Below are 17,331 nucleotides of genomic sequence, written 5' to 3' on the forward strand. Positions count from 1 at the left end.
CATGAACCGTCCTTCTCAGCCCACACCCCACACCCCACACCCTGCACCCCCTTTCAACCGCCGTGTCTTTCTTACAGGCACGATCGGTATGACTCTTGGCAGTTTCCTCGTAGGGTGCTCTGGACAAGATCGTCAGACTCTCAATCTGCGTGTACTCAATGGCTCGCTGCCATTGCAACTGGTGGGTGCGTTTCGCAAACATTTGCAGCAAACGGCAACAAATGGTGCGTTGGAAGTGGCGATCGAACCGCAGTTAGCGCAGATCTTTGCATTACTGCAAACCTGGAAGCGCAAAGGACAACCGGAGGCATCCGGTTGGTTCAGCCAGATTCCCTTTATTGGCAAGCGCAACAATACGACTGTGCCTGACCTGGTAACGTTGGGTGATTACTGGCTAGAAAAGGCAATTCAACAAGAATTGATTCAGCCACTTGACTCAACGCAATGGCAAGGCTGGAAGCAGCTACCGCAGGAGTGGAAAGCGCTTGTGACACGAAGTGCATCAGCAAAAACGCCCGATCGCGTCTGGGGCGCACCCTACCGCTGGGGTAGTACAGTCATTGCCTATCGCCAGGATTTGTTCAAAGAGAAAGGGTTGCAGCCACCAACCGATTGGGCAGACTTGTGGCGATCGGATCTGCGAGGACACATTTCCCTCCTTGATCAACCGCGTGAAGTGATTGGTTTGACGCTCAAAAAACTAGGGCAATCTTACAACACCACTGATTTAAAGGCGGTGCCTCAGCTCAAGGCTGAATTGACGGCACTGAATCAGCAGGTCAAGCTGTACAGTTCCGATTCATACCTGCAACCACTGCTGCTCGGCGATACCTGGCTCGCTGTCGGGTGGTCGACAGACATCTTGCCGCTGACTCAGCGCAACCAAACGATCGCAGCCGTTGTACCTAGAACAGGCACAGCACTGTGGGCAGAACTCTGGGTGCGCCCCGCCATCGCCACACCTGAACGGTCTGCTCTGGTAGCCAATTGGATCAGCTTTTGTTGGCGACCTGAAATCGCCAGCCAGCTATCACTGCTGAGTCGAGCGGCTTCTCCAGTTTTACTAGAGACCGGTCCAGCGAACCTACCCATTGAGCTACGCCAAAATTCAGTGCTCTTGCCGGATGCTGCCACTCTAAAGGCAAGTGAATTCCTGAAACCCCTCGATCGCGCTACCGCTGACGAGTATCAAGCGCTTTGGCAGCACCTGCGCCGGGTAGTTGGTTAGACCCCCCTCTCAACCCTGCTTTACCGGAAGAATCGAGCAGGATACTACAGGCAATGGAGTCTACGGGGTTGGGTGGTAACGCAGACTCATTCATTGACGGTGGACTGTCAAGCAGACTCGATCGCTCGGTTTGCTGATCTTGCAAAGCATCAATACGGATGGTGCTGAAATCGCAGGTAGACGCACCTAACAACGTTGCCTGTCCATCAAACACGCGCACATTGTAACCATAATCGCGCGCTGCTTTGCCGAACGTGTGAATGAATGCATAGCGATCGAGATAGTCTAGCAAGCTCCAGGACTGGCGATTCACAACCAAATCAACGCGCCCAACGCTGTTACCGCCGCCCGGATATGCCAACCAATTCTCTAGTAAGTTGCTACCATAAGCCGCTTCGTCGGCAATTTGCTCTCGAAGCCACCATAGGCTGGGAATCGTCAACTGGGTGAGGGAAATACTGTTAGCCGTGACCACATACGTCGGTGTGTTACCTGGTTTCAGTGCTTTTAGATCTAGCGGCTGCGAGTCAGGCGAGAGAGTAGGGGTTTGGTTATCTGGGGTTGGAGCGGCAGGAAGAGGATCAGCCGCGATCGCGGCTCTATTGCCGCTTGAAATGAAGCTGATGCCAAATGAAACAGTCGTTACGATCGCCACAGCTTGCATCAATTTGCCAAACTGCCCGCTGCCTTGAAGCCACAACCCTTTAGAGGTAGTATCGACTGTCTTGCCACTCATTGCGTTGGGCTGCTGCATTGCCTCGTTTGCGCCATGTTACTTCTCCACGGGCTGTGCGGATGAGGGCGTTTTCAACCGCATCCACTACATTACGCCAGGAAAGCTCTCCCTGTCCCAATAATTCTTTTAATTCTTGCAGTGCTACCTGCGACTCTTGATCAGCACCAATTTTTAGCGGCACAACGGCTCGTAGCGGATCTCGCTGCACTGCCGCGATCGCCTGACGTACTGCTGCGACAATCTGGCTACCCAACTCTTTTCGCGCTCTAGCACCCTGCTGCTCCCAACCTTTTTCGCTGGTAGCATAGAGCGCTGGCAAACGATTCAGCGCGTAAGCAATGACCTCTGCTTTGTTAACATAGACGCTCACCTTTGCAGGCAGCTTTTGAAACTGTTTCTCAACTTCTTCAACAATCAGCGACTCCATGACGTTACGGTAAGTCTGGGCGGGCTTGTGTTGCATAGTACTCATGACGATTTCCAGGAACGAAAGTGCTGAGCAAGAGCTTAAACGGGGTAAAGATGCTTTCTCAGTAGACGTGGAGCGGTGTGACAATTAATCAATTTGAATACGTAGTATATCTCAGTTACCCCTTCGCCTTGCAGCAGAACTAGTAATGAAGTCCACTTGCTTACAAAACAGAGCCAACAAAAAGATAATTCTTTGTTAAAGACGATAACAGCTTAGACCTAGAATGTCCAAGTTTGTTTATGCCTTGCGCCCGCGCTGTGATAGAAACATCCTGTCAGGTTGCAGCGGTCTGTAGTCTGATCTCACACAGCCTTTCGTTGACCTGTGAGGTATCTCTACGCCTTGTACCGCTGGAGTTTCTGACACTGGCGCATTCATTGGTTGGGCTTGTCTAAGAATTTGTTCTGGCGATCGCTTTGAATGAACGGCGCAATACAGCACGCAGGTATTTGCGTTGATCCAAACTATGCAAAAGAATAAACGCCAAAAAAGTGTAGCTCAACCAGAAATGAACACTACGTCCCAACTCAGCCAGCACTTTATCCGCACCAATGAGGGGCGGTAACACAATGTTTGTACCAAAAATGACCACATCTTTAGCGTTGGCATTTGAGAATAAGTAGCCACTCAGAGGCACCAGCAGCATAAACGTATAAAGCGCTGTGTGGAGGGCAAACATGCGCCACCAGTGGGGCGTAGTTTTGGGTAAGCGATGACGATATTTGTGCAGCACCACCCCTAGCAGAACGGAGATTCTGGCTAACAGCAAGCTCATCACTACGACACCCAACGTTTTGTGAAACGTGTAGAGAGACCCACGATACGCAACCTCTCTAGGCAAATCAGCCATGTAAATGCCGCCTGCAAGCAGCACCAGATAAAACGCTGCCATGAGCCAGTGCAAGAACCATAAGCGCTGAGCGGCAGACTTCTGAGGTTTCGGGGCACTGGAGTTATTTTGCTGTGCAATTGCCACGTCTAAGGCTCCTGGTATGAACAACAGTTAGACACAAGAACGCGTATTTTGGTTCGCTAGAAATTGATGCACTGGAAAATCTCACCCAGGAAACGAGTGATACTTGCTCCTAGATGAGATTTTACTGATGTTTTACAGCAGATGTTGTGACGCATTTACATTATTGCAAATGCTACTAATTGATCACCAACTAAGAGTTTGCCTCGGTTGGGAATGCGCCAGGACTGACCGATAGGGTGACAGGTTGACCGTTGCGATCGACCTGAATCGGTAAACTACTGCCAATTTTGCTTCCCTCAATGACCTGCTGCACGTCATCGGCTGTTTTCACCGATCGTCCATTCACTGACTGAATGACATCTCCAGCTTTAAGTCCAGCATTGGCAGCAGGCGAACTGCGGGCGATCCCCACCACGACTACGCCCTGATCCGCTTTGACTGACACACCCAACTCAGAATCCTGATTCAATGCCTCTTTTGTCGCGGCAGTGAGGTTGGTCATTCGTACACCAATATAGGGATGATCGACCTTGCCACTAGCGATCAGTTGATTGGCAACCTGCTGCGCCCGATTGATGGGGATCGCAAAGCCCAGTCCTTGAGCACCGCCGATGATGGCAGTATTCATGCCGATCACCTGCCCTTTCTGGTTGAGCAAGGGTCCACCAGAGTTGCCGGGATTGATTGCCGCATCGGTTTGAATGAAGCTGACGCGCTTATCGGGTGCGCCGACCACACCGCTAGACCGTCCTGTGCCGCTGATAATACCAGCCGTGACCGTATTATCTAAACCGAGGGGATTACCGATCGCGATCGCCCATTCCCCCGGTTTGATTTGCTCTGAGTTGCCAAGCGGTGCGATCGGCAAATTCGTTGCCTGGATTTTTACCACTGCCACATCTGTCAGTTCATCCTTACCCAGCACCTTCCCTGTAAATTCGCGCCCATCTTTGAGCGTCACCGTTACACTGCTGGCACCATCGACGACATGAGCGTTGGTCAACACTAAACCGTCGGCTTTGATAATGAAACCAGAGCCAGTACCTCTTACCATGCGCCCGTTCGACTGGGGCGATCGCCTCACGGTACGAGACGAATCGATCCGCACGACAGCCGCACCCGTTTTGTCTGCCACGGCTGAAATAAAGTTGCCGTCTGAACCAGGCAACGGGGCGGAGGGCACCTGAGCGATCGACCCCGGAGCAGACGGTGCTTGGGCGATCGACTGCTGTGTTGGTACAGCATTGGTGGGTACAAACTGTGTGCCCACCAACAGCCCACCCAGGGCACCCATAGATAACAACGACAGTGATTTGAGCGATAGTTTGCGCGAAGAAGGCTGAGACATTGTGAGTTTCCTTAGTGAGAGAATGAGTCGTTTTAGGGGTGCCCCGATGCTGGTTCCAGTCTGACTAGCGCCGATTTTAAGGGCGGAAGTTGGCAGGAACCTTGCTGGGGATCACCCAGTAGTAAACAGTGTGCTGCCGACCGCCAACATTGATTCTTTCGGTTCGTTCGGGCTTCCAGTCACCCATGTCAAAATCGTGGGAGACGACCCGCGTTCCAGGCTTGAGTTCCTGAAAAAGTTTGGGGCGCAGCTTCAGGTTGAGATCAGGTAGAAGGTAGAGGGTCACAACTGATGCCTGTCTTAGATCGGTTTGAAACAGGTCTTGCTGCCGAAACTGCACGCGATCGGTCACCTTTGCTTTCTGAGCATTTTCGTTTGCCTCCCGAATGCGTTCGGGATCAATGTCAACGCCAACGCCTGTAGCACCCAGCTTCTGAGCCGCTGTGATGACAATGCGCCCATCACCACTGCCCAGGTCGTAGATGACATCATTGTTTTTCACCTTTGCCAGTGCCAGCATTCGGTCAACCACTTCAGTTGGGGTAGGAACATAAACCACATCTGGCTGTCGCTGGGCTGTTTCTGGCTGTGCCGTTTCTGTTGGGTTAGAAGATGGTGTTACCGAGGCAGTAGGGGTCGGTGTTTGTGCCTGAGCGTTGTCCTGTGCGCTATCTCGCTGCTGGACACAACCTGTTAAGGCAAGGCTACCAGCGCTGAAACTAACGATCAGTAAGCGTGTGAGGTGCTGTTTTGTCTGTTGTAGACGCATCGTGATTTCTCCTGGTGAATGAATAAAGAATGAACTGTCATACGGTCAGGTGACTGCAAGCGATCGCGCTACAACTGGGTACGCCGTCGCATGAGCCACAGGATGGGAACGCCGATCGCCAGCACTGCCACACCCACCAATGCGCCTAAGCCCGTAAAAACGAGGCTGGAGTAAAGCAAATAGGCGCAAACGCCGCAAAAGAGCAGGGGCACTATGGGATATAGCGGCACCCGAAACGGTCGCGGGGCATTGGGTTCACGCCAGCGCAACACAAACAGCGCAATGCCCGACAGCAGAAAAAAGAACCAAAAAACAGGGGCAGTGTAATCCACCATCGTTTCAAAGCCTTTGCGAGTCAACGCGCCCAGCAGCACCAGTGCCAGCGCGATCGCACCTTGCACCAGCAGCGCGTTCGTGGGAGCATTGGCGCGATCGTGCCAGCGTCCCAAAAAGGCAAAAGCTGAAAAATCCCGTCCCAGCGCGTAGTTCGTCCGTGCGCCCGTAAAAATCGTGGCATTCGTCGCGCCCAACGCCGAAATGGCAATCAAAAAGCTGATGAATTTAGCGCCGCCTTCACCCGCTACCTGTCGCATAAGATCCGCTGCTACTGCCTTGGAGCCTGCCATACCTGCCAGACCCAGCCCTTGAAGATAGGCTAGATTCATCAACAGATAAATACCGACGATGATACCGATGCTCCAAAGCAGCGCCTTCGACATATTGCGCTGGACGTGGCGCATTTCTGCCGACAGATACGCCGCCTCATTCCAGCCACCATAAGTCAACAGCACAAACAACATCGCCAGCCCAAACGTGCCCTGAGAGGTGGATTCTGCTGGTGCTGTAGGTGCAGGGGTAACAGCAGTGGTTGCTGCTAAACCCGCCACAATCACCAATAGCAGCCCCAACACTTTTGCCAGCGTCAGCAAATTCTGAGTCCATTTGCCCTGCTCAACGCTCATAAAGTTCAGCCCTGTCAGAACGACAATGCTGAGTATGGCGTAGACGAAAGAACCATAGCTTCCCAGGGGCAAAAGTTGTGCCGCATAGTCGCCAAAAATAAATGCCAGCAGCGCGATCGAACCCGTTTGAATGACTGCCATCCGCGCCCAGGCAAAGAGAAAGGCAAGGTTCGGACCATACGCCCGCATGAAATAGTGGTAGCTGCCCCCCGCATCGGGAAACGCCGTTGCCAGCTCGGCATAGCACAGCGCACCCACCAGCGACATGGCACCACCCAACACCCAAACCAGCAACACGACACCCGCACTACTCGCATTAGCCGCGACTAACGCAGGTGTCTCAAAAATGCCTGCTCCCACGACCATGCCAACGATAATGGCAGTGGCATCTGTGACAGAAAGCGTTGGCTTGAGCAGTGTTGGCTGTGGTTCGATTACTTTCAAAATTGTCATGTCTTACTACCGAAACATTTTGCATGAGAGACTTTGAACACTGAATCCAAGCGTAGAACGCCTGAAACGCATTGATAACGAACAACTCTCGTTGCAACAGTGAATGAACCAAAGCTGCTCTTACTCAACGTCAAATTTAGTATTGCTCACGTCCCTCTCAGGGGAGAACTGCTGTGAAAGAAGGTGGTGTCTTGAAGGGGTTGTTTTCAAATGTACGCAATCAAACGACCACAGATGATGACAGAAAACCACAGCAACACCGAGATAGCCGCGATCGCCCTTACAGCTAGCGGCACCACAACCCCACGATTCCACAGCCGGACTGACCGATACCTAAAATGAAACAGTGCTGCGTTGATGCCAGCCACAGCGATGAGCAGCAGCTTCAGACGAAAGGCAGGGTTTGCAGCCAGTTGGGTCGCATCGACAGCAAACAAGCACCCTCCAGTCACGGCAGCGATCGCAAACCCCAGAAATGCCCAGGGCAGCAAATGCTGTGCCAGATCAGTGATCCAGAGTTGACGTGAGAAACCTAGCAGACGCAGATCAAACATCGCGATCGCCCCAACCAGTAGCGCCAAGCCCAACAGATGTAAGCTTTCGATCGCTGGATACAACCACACCCACTGGCGAATTGTCTGAGACAGGGCACTTTGCTCTAGCCATAGCCAATCAGTGACTGCCAACACAAGCATCAGCGCAGTTCAACCGTGCGATCGCCCACAATAATCCGTTCTGCCCGCATCTCATTCGCTTCACTGCGATGCGGATAGCCCACCAGCTTCACCATTTGCCCTGCCTTGAGTGACCCTTGCGGCAATCCCCGACGCTCCATGCGGGATGGTGGTGCCAAAACAGCCGTCCAAACTTTATCCCCCGCTTTCAACTGAATCGTTGTGTGAGGATTGCCAGCACTGACTTTTTGAATTTCACCCGTGACATTCAACGTTTGCTGATTGTTGTATTCACTCCACCCATGATGAGCACTTGCCTCATTCACATCAACCGTTAGAAAGGTGGCGATCGAGGCTGTCACCATTGCTGCGTGCATTAGTCCTTTCCTGGACATAACTCAATAACTCCTACTGCTGTGATCGTTCTACTGCTGTGATAGAGAAAGCGTTAGCTGTCACCAGAGGGACAACAGCTAACGACTGATCGCTTCAGTTGTGTAACCGTCTCGCAGATCTGGGCTTGGTCTTTCAAGTTGTTGTGACAACCTCCAAGCCCATGTTCTTAGTGTGAGCGACGAATATGACAGAAAAATGTCAGCAGGCGATCGGGCTAAAGATTGGCGGTCAGCGGTCAGCCATTAGCGGTCAGCAGTCCAGCGGTTAAGACGTTGTGGCTTAAACGATCAACTTGCCTCTATAGACAACCTCAGACCCTTGAAAATTCTGTCAATTTGTGAATAATCTTGAAGTTAACCTGGCATTAAGATTGCCTCTCCTGGCTCTTTGCATTTCTTGCTACAAAGGAATCGCGCATGAACGCAGCCGAACAAGCAACATCGCTGGAAACAACCAGCAAAATCGCGGCGGCAGCCAATCTCTTCAAAGCCGAGTTTCCAGATGCCAAAGCGGATTTGAAGCCGTGGGTGAACGATTCGGACACGCGAGAACTGGTTGATCCAGAGTCGATCGACATCGGGTTTCATTTTCCTGGTTTTTCGCGCCTCCTGCAAAGCCGCAGTCTTTTGCTGCAAATCCGCTTTTACCAAGATCTGCAAACGGGAGAGAGACGGGCGATCGGTGCTGAAATTACAGGCTTTGACCATCGCGGCAAACAATGGTGGCTCTCAACTGTTGACCATTGGGCATTTGAAGGTAGCAGCTACCCCACACCTGAAATGGAAGAAAAGTTAAAAGCGTTTTTGAGGAACGTTTTGGTATTGTTCAGTGGTTAGTGGGTAGAGGGCAGAGGGCAGAGGGCAGAAGGGAACCTCAAACCGTATGGCTTTTGGACTCTTCTCACCAACTTTTTTTACTTCTAAAGTTGGGCGGCGCTTGATCGATCGCAATTCTTGGCAGTCGGTGCTTGAAGCCACAAAGGATTTCCCACGAAATCGTGCCCAGTGTGGTTGCCCAATCATCAGCTGCGATCGCTTCGTTGCCGTCCTGTCCTAAGAGCGTGACCACTTCGCCTTCACGTAGATTGGAGACAGCGCTGACATTCAGCATGAGTTGATCCATTGTCACAGCGCCAACTTGAGGGACTCGCTGCCCCCTCACGATCGCCTCCATTTTGTTGGATAAATTGCGGGGTACCCCGTCTGCGTAGCCGATCGCCACGACAGCAATTTTCAGTTCTCGATCTGCCACAAACCGATGCCCGTAGCTGATCCCCGTTCCTGGTGGGATGGTTTTGACTTGCGTCACTCTAGCTCTCACCTGTAGAGCGGGTTTGAGGTCAAGCACCGTTCTTAAGTGGTCGGCTGGATATAGCCCATAGAGCGCCAAGCCAACCCGCACCATATTGTAGTGAACCGCCGTATCAGACAAGGTGCCACCAGAGTTTGCCAGATGTAAACAGGGCGGCTTGATGCCACAAGCGTTGATCTGAGCGATTGCGGCTTCAAACTGCTGCTGCTGCTGCTTGGCAATGGTCTGATCGGGGTCTTCCGCAGTTGCCAGGTGAGAATAAACGCTGGCAAGCGTCAGATGGGGTAAACGTTGCACCAGTTGTACAAAAGCTGCTGCCTCCTGCCATGCAGTGCCCAGACGCGACATACCCGTATCGAGCTTGAGATGCACCGCTAACGAACAAGGCTGAGGTAAGTCTGCCAACACTTCGGCAAAAATGAGCGCTTGACGAGGTGTGCAGAGCGTCGGCTGAAGGTGCCAATGCGCGATCGCCCGAATTTGCTCCGGCGTGTGGTTTGCCCCTAACACCAGTACAGGGGCATCAATGCCTGCTTCCCGGAGTTCAATACCTTCGGGGATCGTGGCAACGCCCAGCCAGGTTGCTCCCGCTTGCAGTGCTGCTTGAGCAACGGTTGTAGCGCCATGTCCATAGGCATCTGCCTTAACGACTGCCATCAATGCTGTTTTCTCTGACAGCAGACTGCGAATCTGCCGCACATTATGGGCGATCGCGCTCACATCCACCTCAACCCAGGCGCGTTCTCGCTGCATCAACGCAATACTTGGACTTTGCTCCCAACTCAACATTGCGATCGACTCCTCTATTCACACTCCATAAATAAACAGCACCTTAGCAGCTTTCTGCGATCAGCGAAATGGTGTGCGATCGCCAACAAGCAGCAATGAAGAATCACGTCATGCCCTGTAGCCCCCTTCTCAAGCTCCTGCCCTCTGCCTTCTGCCCCCTTCTCAAGCTCCTGCCTTCTGCCTTCTGCACCCTGCCTTCTGCCTCCCACCCAAACCCTTACTTTTGAGCATTCGGAGCGATACGTTTTTGCTCAGGCAAGACAAAGGTTAGCTGTCCATCTTGCGTCCGCGTTTGTCCACCCAGCGACAAAATTTCTCGTTTTGCTCGTTCCTGGGTTGTCTTATCGCGGGCAGCGCCTGCCTGGTAGTAGATTGACATCCAGGCTTGAAACCGGACGGGCACACTGTTGGGGTCTCGCCGCAAAAACTCTGCTGTTTGGTGAAAGAGAGGTGCCAGTTCTTGATAGGGCGTTCCTTGCACCCACTTTGCTGCCATTTCGTGCGAGTAAATCGAGCCTGGAACATCGCCTAATAGCAGCAGTTGATCCAGACCTTTGAAGCGCCAGACTTGAAACGCTTTGGGGCTTGCTTGGGGCGATAGGGCAGCGGTACCCCGATTCATTAACTGCACCGCTGTCTCTGGATCGCCCAATTGGTAGGAAATACTCCCAGAAAGAAACAGGTAGATGTCAACGAAGCGCGGATCTAAACGCGTGATGATATCAAAGTATTGTGGGCTGAGAGCGTACCCTGTCTTGGCTCGAACCTCGTTGTCGCCGTAGTACTGCAAAAAGTTCAGAAACGTCCAATCGGCAATGAGATTACTAAAACCAAAGGTGGGTAGCTGCTTGAGCAACCGTAGTTTTACCGCTTCCTGTTGTTCTGCTTGCGTGGGGTCAGAGTGCCACAAAGACGGGCGCATTAGCTGCGATCGCTGCATCAAGACCACACCAGCCAGCGCTGAGACGACGATCGCCCCGCTCACCCACGATCGCCACCCACTTGCATTCACTCTCACACCTTTAGCTTTCATCATCATCTCTATCGCTAGTTACACGCGCCCCTTGCTATGTTCAGTTGCCCCGTTTTCAGCATTCGCCATGCGTGATTCAAATAATCTTTGCAAAAAGCAATCAAACTTAAAACGAAGGTATAACAAAGTTAATACAATTACCCCTATGCCAATTTATTGAGATTCGGTTAGATTGGCTAAAAGGTTTAAGTCTACTAATCGTCAGGGTGTTCATCTAAGCGCGGGTCGAGGATTGGGCTGCCTAGCAAACTGTCCTCTATGCAGTGGACTGCCGCCATGCTACACGAGTATTCTGGGTTAACGACTACTGGGACCGTTTCAGTTTCCTGTTGCTGTCTTTTGGGTGTTGTACGTGATATTGATCGCCTTCAATTAGTCTGGCTGCATAACGTCTCTCTTTATTTCTAAGCCACTTCATTTATCATTATCTTCAATGAACCGACCATCCAAGCGCTTTCCCTTGTTTCAGATTGCTCTCTGCGGTGGGGCTGTCGCAACCACAGCAGCAATTTCACTCTTTGTTCCTGGTCTCAGTCGCGTACGGGCGGCGCTGCAAGAGAGTCCGAAGACCGTCGTTGATGAGGCATGGCAGATTGTTAATCGTGACTACGTGGACGGCACCTTTAATCAAACCGATTGGCAGGAAGTCCGAAAGTCGCTGTTGGGTAAAAATTATTCGTCGCGCGAACAGGCATATGTAGCCCTGCGATCGGCTCTAGAAAAACTCAACGATCCCTACACTCGCTTCATGGATCCAAAGCAGTATGAAGCGCTGAGCAACCAGACCTCTGGTGAACTCTCCGGCGTGGGCATTCGACTGGAAGTGAGCGACCAAACCAAAGTGCTAACGGTGGTTGAACCGATCGAAAATTCTCCCGCACTCAAGGCAGGCATTCAGGCGGGCGACCAAATTCTATCGATCGATGGCAAGCAGACGAAAGGGATGACGGTCGAGGATGCCTCAAACTTGATTCGGGGGGATGTTGGCACCAAAGTCAAGCTTGAAGTTGGGCGACAAGGCAAAGACAACTCGCTGTTTGCGCTGACCCGTGCGCGTATTCAACTGCAAACCGTGCGCTACTCACTGAGGCAAGAGGGCACACAGCGCATTGGTTATATTCGCTTGAATGAGTTCAGCGCTCACGCGGCTGACCAAATGCGTCGGGCGATTCAGGATTTGGGCAACCAGAAAGTCGATGGCTATGTTCTCGATCTGCGAGGCAATCCGGGTGGACTGCTGCAAGCAAGTATCGACATCAGCCGGATGTGGATGGATAAAGGGTCGATCGTTCGCACGGTCGATCGCAAAGGCAATAATGAAGAGATTTCGACCAATCGAACGGCTCTAACGAAGTCGCCGCTTGTTGTCTTAGTCGATGGAAACTCAGCTAGCTCCAGCGAGATTCTGACGGGTGCGCTTAAAGATAACGGACGCGCGACAGTCATTGGTAGTCAAACCTTTGGTAAAGCGTTAGTGCAGTCGGTGCATTCGCTGTCTGATGGGTCAGGTCTGGCAGTGACGATCGCTCATTATTACACGCCCAAAGGTACCGATATCAGCCATAAAGGCATCACGCCAGACATCAAGATTGATTTGAGCGATGAACAGCGTCAGAAGCTGTCATCTAATCCCAAGCTCGTGGCGACTAAAGACGATCCTCAATATGCTCGTGCTCTCGCCACACTGCAAAAGGTCGCTTTGACAACACCAACATCCACCACGCAACAGGCAAATCAAAACCAGAAGTAGCGAGTGCTGTTTCAACTGTATGGGTAGCACTGCCGGGATACTATATGTAACGTCCCGGCAGATTGCTGTGACGACTAGCCGTTTGCAAAGGGAAGGAAACCGATGTCTAGCGTTTACCTGTAGCGAGCTGACTCACCAGATGTCTCAGTTCTGGCAAAATCAGCGCCTGCATCGCTAGTTTCACCGCACCTGTAGAGCCAGGTACTGAAAAAACGAGCTTGCTACCAAAAACACCCGCGATCGCCCGTGACGCGATCGCCCGTGAGCCAATTTCCTGGTAGCTCAACGAGCGAAAGAGTTCGCCAAAGCCAGGTAAAGTCTTTTCTAGCAGCGCCGCGATCGCGTCGTATGTGGTGTCTCTCGGTGCAATGCCCGTACCACCATTGACAATGATTGCTGCAACCAGTGCTTGCTGGCTGAGCTGTTCAAGCTCAAGCTGAATCTGTCTCGGCTCATCCTTAACAATCGTATAGGCAACCATTTGATGCCCTGCCTCTTGCAACATTAGCTGAATTAGCTGACCGCTGCGATCGGTTTCTACCGTGCGGGTATCACTCACTGTAATCACCGCACAGTGAATTGCTAGAGCGGCAGTGTCAGGATGAGGAATAGCCGCCATTGTCCGTAAAATCGCTTCAGCGTTTGGTCTTAATTAGGCTTGGGCTTTATTAAATTCTAACCCGTGGTCTTCGCCGTACCGCTGCATGAAGCGCATGAAGCGATCCCATTCTGCGGGCGATCGGATCACGTAGGTTGCTTCTAACGCTTCGGGCTGACCATTGATGAACTTGGCGTTGACTTCTCTAGTAACCAATTCACCTTCCTCATCCACCATGTACATCCCGGTAATGCTGTCAGTGCTAGTACCACTGAGTGCGTTCGGGTTTTGGAAGTAAAAAATGGCTTTGCCGTTACTACCGTCGCGCGCACGGGTCAGGCTAACATCAGGCACTACGTCCTCATCAATACCTCTAGAAAATTGAATTTGAGCCATAATTCTCAGTCAGCGTTATGTTGGGTAGAATACTATTCTCCCACGTCGCGGTAAGTTGGAAAAACTGGGCGTTCAAAAAGATGGGCAGTCAGCAGAGGTATTTCGTAAAATGCCCTGTTTGTACCTCTGTCGCTTAACCCTCACGAAGTTTTTCCAGTACGCTGCGGTCTTCTAGCGTGGAGGTATCGCCCGAAATTTCCACGCCGCTCACCAGGTCACGCAACAAGCGGCGCATGATTTTGCCAGAACGCGTTTTGGGTAAGGCATCGGCAAAACGAATTTCACCTGGACGGGCGATCGCGCCAATTTCCTTCACCACATGCTGCTTGAGTTCTTTTAGTAACTCGTCACTGGCGCTATACGTGCCTTCCAGGGTGACAAACGCCACAATATCTTGACCCTTAAGCTCATCGGGTTTGCCCACCACAGCGGCTTCGGCAACGGCAGGATGTGACACCAGCGCTGATTCAATTTCCATGGTGCCAAGGCGATGCCCAGCGACATTAATGACATCGTCTACACGACCCATGACCCAAAAGTAGCCGTCTTCGTCTCGACGGGCACCATCCCCAGCGAAGTAGGTATACTGACCATCTTTGGGTGGAATGTGCTCCCAATAGGTGCGACGGAAGCGATCGGGATCGCCATACACCGTTCGCATCATACCGGGCCACGGATGCCTCACTGCCAAATAGCCACCTTCATTTGCGCCAACAGCATTTCCGTCCAGATCGATCACCTCTGCCAGAATGCCAGGGAACGGTAGGGTTGCCGAACCCGGTTTCGTCGGAATCGCGCCCGGTAGCGCCGTGATCATAATGCCGCCCGTTTCGGTTTGCCACCAGGTATCAACAATCGGGCAGCGTCCACCGCCAATGATTTGTTGATACCAGATCCAGGATTCTGGGTTAATGGGTTCACCCACCGTACCCAGCAGTCGTAACGAGGATAAATCCCGCGCCTTGGGATGTTCGTCACCCATTTTGATAAAGGCGCGAATCGCTGTAGGAGCAGTATAAAAAATATTGACACCGTGTTTTTCGATCACATCCCAGAAACAGCCGGGGTTGGAGGCACGGGGGGCACCTTCGTACATCACCGTCGTCGCACCATTGGATAGGGGACCATAGACAATGTAGCTGTGCCCAGTGATCCAGCCGACATCAGCCGTACACCAATACACATCGGTGTCTTGCAGGTCAAAGATCCACTTGGTGGTGATGTGGGTGTAAAGGTTGTAGCCGCCAGTGGTGTGCACGACCCCCTTTGGTTTGCCTGTGCTGCCTGAGGTGTACAGAATGAAGAGCAGATCTTCACTATCCATTGGCTCGGCAGGACAGTTGGCTGAGACGTGTGCCTGAAGTTCGTGCCACCAATGATCACGATCGCCCTGCATCTGAATCTCTTGCCCAGTGCGCTTTACCACCAGCGTTGCCGCTATGCTGGGGACACTACCCTTTGCCAGTGCTTTGTCTACCTGTTCCTTTAGAGGCACGATCGCGTCTTTACGCCAGCCCCCATCCGCTGTAACCACCACTTTCGCTTCCCCATCGATCAGGCGATCGCGCAATGCCTCAGCGCTAAACCCACCGAACACAACGGTATGCGCGGCACCAATGCGGGCACAGGCAAGCATAGCGATCGCCGCTTCAGGAATCATCGGCATATAAATACCGACGCGATCGCCCTTTTGCACACCCAGATGCTTCAACGCATTGGCAAACTGACACACTTCTCGATGCAATTGCGCGTAGGTAAGTGTGCGTGAGTCTCCTGGTTCGCCTTCCCAAATCAACGCGGCTTTGTTGCGTCGCCAGGTCGTGAGATGGCGATCGAGACAGTTGTAGGAGATATTGAGCTTGCCATTCACAAACCATTTTGCAAAAGGCGGTTGCCAGTCCAGCACAGTATCCCAGTTCTGGAACCAATGCAGTTCGGTTGCTGCCAATTCCGCCCAGAAGGTTTGTGGGTCGGTTTTTGCCTTCTCGTAAAGGCGGTGATAGTCATCCAGGCTTTTGATGTGCGCGTTTTGAGAGAATGCCGCCGATGGGTGAAAGAGGCGATTCTCTTGCAGAATGGATTCGATCGTCGGCTGTGACATGACGTGTTAAGTGACCGAGGCTATGCTGTCAAACAATACTTTTACAGCATACCGACTTACAGCCCCATCGCTCTTATCGCTTTGCATTTATTGAGGGCATTTGCTGAAGGCAGGCTGACTTTGATGTCCAGCTTTGGTTCAGGAGTCAGGAGTCAGGAGATAAAAACACGCAACGCTGTGGGAGTTCAGGCAGGTGCCGTTGTGATTAATGGATCGGGAACGGGGAACGATCGCTTTTCCATCAGTGTAAATTGTCGCTTCGGTGCATTGTAAGCAAATACGGTGCCTGTTTCAATTTCATACATCCACGCATGGAGATTGAGCTTGCCGCTGTGTAGCTTGGAGCGAATGGCTGGATAGGTTTCTAAATTCTCGACCTGCGTCAAAACATTTTGCTCGATCGCAATTTTCAGTAGCTCGTCAGCTTCCAGATTGGGATAATTGTCCAATACCAGCCGTCGAGTTGCTTCGCCATGCCGCTTTAACCAGTCATAGACAGCAGGCATTGTCTCTGATAGCGTGCCCACTTGGAGCAACCCTTTCATCGCGCCGCAGTGAGAATGCCCACAAACAATAATATCTTTGATACCCAATGCTTCCACCGCGTATTCAATGCCTGCTGCTTCAGCACTGCTGGTCGCTCCGTAAGATGGAATAATATTGCCAACGTTACGCATCACAAACAGTTCACCCGGTTGCGCCTGGGTAATTAAGCACGGGTCAATGCGAGAATCAGAGCAAGTAATGAAGAGCACTTCGGGTGATTGCCCGCCAGAGAGCCGTTCAAATAATTCTCGATGATCGTTGAAATAGCTGCTGTGGAAGGCGTTGAGTCCTTGAATCAGTCCTGTCAATGACATAGTTGAGTTTCCAGGTTTCGGTCAAGACAGCGAATCATTCGACGATCAGCAGGCTTCAAGCGTTAGCATTCCCCCCACCTAAAAAAACTTACCACTTTTGGCAGCTTTGTAAAGCTACGTAAACTACATACCAACCTTAACCAAAGGATATACAAGATGGCAACCGCGCTTTCCGCTTTCTTGCTATGTTCCTTTCTGTATGCCTGCACGGAGATAGCCCGACGGGTTTAAAACACTACCTAGCCCTACTAGAACATGGAAATCTACAGGAACGATCGATGCATTCGCGGATGGTTCCTGTAGTTATACCATTTCACTAAACTGTGGCTACACAGGCAAACTTCGGCTGGCAGTCAGCGGTCAGCGGTCAGCGGTCAGCGGTCAGCGGTCAGCAGCAAGAACGAATCTGTAGGGCGATTTTGTAGAATTGGTATTATTGGGATAGGGTTACTTCTACTGATCGCCTGGAATTGAATGTC

The 17,331-nt window shown here is 51.9% G+C and carries 17 protein-coding genes; 3 read left to right on the forward strand and 14 right to left on the reverse strand.

Going from position 1 to position 17,331, the window contains the following annotated elements; translation table 11 throughout:
* Window position 1 precedes the first annotated feature (1 nt).
* Window positions 2-1,228, forward strand: a complete 1,227-nt coding sequence (locus AC5JO6_RS23710) for an extracellular solute-binding protein (RefSeq protein ID WP_496083505.1) — start codon at window positions 2-4, stop codon at window positions 1,226-1,228.
* Here the strand turns inward: AC5JO6_RS23710 and AC5JO6_RS23715 are convergent.
* From AC5JO6_RS23715 to AC5JO6_RS23750, 8 genes are all read right to left on the reverse strand, one after another.
* Entirely contained in the window at window positions 1,173-1,964 is a 792-nt protein-coding gene (locus tag AC5JO6_RS23715; RefSeq protein ID WP_496083506.1) for a hypothetical protein, read from the reverse strand. The two genes, AC5JO6_RS23710 and AC5JO6_RS23715, sit on opposite strands and share 56 nt — an antisense overlap.
* Window positions 1,933-2,436: a late competence development ComFB family protein gene (locus tag AC5JO6_RS23720; protein ID WP_496083507.1), complete on the reverse strand. Its 504-nt coding sequence runs from the start codon at window positions 2,434-2,436 to the stop codon at window positions 1,933-1,935. Before AC5JO6_RS23720 ends, AC5JO6_RS23715 begins: the two co-directional genes overlap by 32 nt.
* 391 nt (window positions 2,437-2,827) lie before the next feature.
* Window positions 2,828-3,412 (reverse strand): cytochrome b, encoded by a 585-nt coding sequence (locus AC5JO6_RS23725; protein ID WP_496083508.1) that lies wholly within the window; start codon window positions 3,410-3,412, stop codon window positions 2,828-2,830.
* A 190-nt stretch (window positions 3,413-3,602) separates the two neighbouring features.
* Window positions 3,603-4,760, reverse strand: a complete 1,158-nt coding sequence (locus tag AC5JO6_RS23730; RefSeq protein ID WP_496083509.1) for an HhoA/HhoB/HtrA family serine endopeptidase — start codon at window positions 4,758-4,760, stop codon at window positions 3,603-3,605.
* 76 nt (window positions 4,761-4,836) lie between these two features.
* Entirely contained in the window at window positions 4,837-5,529 is a 693-nt protein-coding gene (locus AC5JO6_RS23735) for an SAM-dependent methyltransferase (protein WP_496083510.1), read from the reverse strand.
* A gap of 68 nt (window positions 5,530-5,597) precedes the next feature.
* On the reverse strand, window positions 5,598-6,944 hold the full coding sequence (locus AC5JO6_RS23740) for an APC family permease (RefSeq protein WP_496083511.1): 1,347 nt from the start codon (window positions 6,942-6,944) through the stop codon (window positions 5,598-5,600).
* Window positions 6,945-7,150: 206 nt separating this feature from the next.
* The gene (locus tag AC5JO6_RS23745; protein WP_496083512.1) at window positions 7,151-7,639 is read right to left on the reverse strand and encodes a DUF6644 family protein; all 489 of its coding nucleotides are present in this window, start codon (window positions 7,637-7,639) and stop codon (window positions 7,151-7,153) included.
* A complete protein-coding gene (locus tag AC5JO6_RS23750) occupies window positions 7,639-7,995 on the reverse strand; it encodes a DUF6152 family protein (RefSeq protein WP_496083513.1) in 357 nt (118 codons plus the stop codon). The genes AC5JO6_RS23745 and AC5JO6_RS23750 overlap by 1 nt, the downstream gene beginning before the upstream one ends.
* A 435-nt stretch (window positions 7,996-8,430) precedes the next feature.
* On the opposite strand from AC5JO6_RS23750, the gene AC5JO6_RS23755 reads away from it, so the two are divergent.
* Complete coding sequence (locus tag AC5JO6_RS23755; RefSeq protein ID WP_496083514.1) at window positions 8,431-8,850, forward strand: Tery_1686 family protein; 420 nt, start codon at window positions 8,431-8,433, stop codon at window positions 8,848-8,850.
* A 64-nt stretch (window positions 8,851-8,914) separates the two neighbouring features.
* Here the strand turns inward: AC5JO6_RS23755 and alr are convergent, their stop codons facing one another.
* Window positions 8,915-10,114: an alanine racemase gene (gene alr, locus AC5JO6_RS23760; protein ID WP_496083515.1), complete on the reverse strand. Its 1,200-nt coding sequence runs from the start codon at window positions 10,112-10,114 to the stop codon at window positions 8,915-8,917.
* Between the two features lie 217 nt (window positions 10,115-10,331).
* Window positions 10,332-11,153, reverse strand: coding sequence for a hypothetical protein (locus AC5JO6_RS23765; RefSeq protein ID WP_496083516.1), 822 nt, complete (start codon window positions 11,151-11,153; stop codon window positions 10,332-10,334).
* Window positions 11,154-11,580: 427 nt separating this feature from the next.
* On the opposite strand from AC5JO6_RS23765, the gene ctpB reads away from it, so the two are divergent.
* Window positions 11,581-12,897 (forward strand): carboxyl-terminal processing protease CtpB, encoded by a 1,317-nt coding sequence (ctpB, locus tag AC5JO6_RS23770; protein WP_496083517.1) that lies wholly within the window; start codon window positions 11,581-11,583, stop codon window positions 12,895-12,897.
* 106 nt (window positions 12,898-13,003) lie between these two features.
* On the opposite strand, the gene AC5JO6_RS23775 is transcribed toward ctpB, so the two are convergent.
* The 4 genes from AC5JO6_RS23775 to AC5JO6_RS23790 all read right to left on the reverse strand — a co-directional run bounded on the left by AC5JO6_RS23775 (window position 13,004) and on the right by AC5JO6_RS23790 (window position 16,852).
* Window positions 13,004-13,516 (reverse strand): MogA/MoaB family molybdenum cofactor biosynthesis protein, encoded by a 513-nt coding sequence (locus tag AC5JO6_RS23775; protein ID WP_496083518.1) that lies wholly within the window; start codon window positions 13,514-13,516, stop codon window positions 13,004-13,006.
* A gap of 33 nt (window positions 13,517-13,549) precedes the next feature.
* Entirely contained in the window at window positions 13,550-13,891 is a 342-nt protein-coding gene (gene psb28, locus AC5JO6_RS23780; protein WP_496083519.1) for a photosystem II reaction center protein Psb28, read from the reverse strand.
* A gap of 133 nt (window positions 13,892-14,024) precedes the next feature.
* Window positions 14,025-15,992, reverse strand: a complete 1,968-nt coding sequence (acs, locus tag AC5JO6_RS23785; protein WP_496083520.1) for an acetate--CoA ligase — start codon at window positions 15,990-15,992, stop codon at window positions 14,025-14,027.
* Between the two features lie 185 nt (window positions 15,993-16,177).
* Entirely contained in the window at window positions 16,178-16,852 is a 675-nt protein-coding gene (locus AC5JO6_RS23790) for a carbonic anhydrase (RefSeq protein WP_496083521.1), read from the reverse strand.
* Window positions 16,853-17,331: the final 479 nt, after the last annotated feature.

This window comes from Tildeniella sp., from assembly GCF_059505325.1.